Origin of the sequence: Campylobacter concisus UNSWCS (assembly GCF_000466685.1) — a bacterium.
Lineage (GTDB): Bacteria > Campylobacterota > Campylobacteria > Campylobacterales > Campylobacteraceae > Campylobacter_A > Campylobacter_A concisus_A.
In genome coordinates, this window is sequence record NZ_ANNG01000014.1 from 1 (window position 1) to 1,006 (window position 1,006).

Here is a 1,006-nt window from a genome sequence, read left to right on the forward strand (position 1 = left end):
GATAGGCTTGATACTATCGTCTATAACCATTACGGGCATCTAAGATTTTTCGAGCAAGTATTAGCTCTAAATCCAAAACTAGCCACTACACTTAAAGCTGGCGACAAGGTATTTTTGCCCGAGATAAAAGAGAAAGCCAAGGAGCAAAATAAGCTATGGTAAAGCATCCAAATTTCAAGCTCGAAGCAAACGGTAAAGATATTACGGAGATCATCAAAGCAAATCTCATCAGTCTAAATTTCGACGACAAAGAGGGAAGCAAAAGCGACGAGATAAGCTTTAGTGTTAGCGGTATATACGCCAAGCCCGTATTTGGCGACAATCTAAAGCTTTGGCTAGGATATGGGGACGATCTTTATCTTTGCGGCTCGTTTAGCGTGCAAACGGCTAGTAGAGACTATAAAAATTATACCACCGAAGTAAGAGCCACTGCCGTAAACTTCGCAAGCCCTCAAAAAATCAAAAAGCGCAGAAGCTGGGAGAATACCACCGTATTTGAAATAGCGAGAAAAATAGCCGGCGAAAATAAGCTTGCCGTAAAAACGTCCGGGCAGGATCAAAACATCGCCTCCGTCTTGCAAAACGACGCAGGAGATCTAGATTTCTTGTATGGGCTTTGCTTTGATTACGGCTTTATCATGGCGGTAAAAAATAACACCATCGTTATAGCTTCCAAAGACGCCAAAGGGGACGAAACGCAAACTTCAAATACGCCTAAAAACGAGAGTTTGCCCAAATTTACTCTAAATTTAGCCGAGCTTTACTCCTTGGAGATCACGGAGGCAAATAGAAATTCCTACGGTGCCGTCATAGTAGAGTGGCAAGACATAGAAGCGGGTAAAACAAAGAGTATTAAGGTAGGCTCGGGCGAGCAAACCTACAAGATGCAAATAGCCCAACCAAAGAGCGATAATGAGGCTTTTAAAATGGGCGAAGCCAAGCTAAACGAACTACAAAAGGGCGGCATAAACGGCAGGTGTTCTTTATCCGGCGCAAATATAGTAGC

2 protein-coding genes are annotated in these 1,006 nt (G+C 43.1%); both read left to right on the top strand.

The window, feature by feature from the left end:
• The coding region (locus UNSWCS_RS04780; protein ID WP_035143531.1) for a tail protein X at positions 1-162 on the top strand (162 nt) is incomplete at its 5' end.
• Positions 156-1,006: phage late control D family protein (locus UNSWCS_RS04785; protein WP_035143532.1), on the top strand; the 851-nt coding region annotated here is incomplete at its 3' end. The genes UNSWCS_RS04780 and UNSWCS_RS04785, both read left to right, overlap by 7 nt.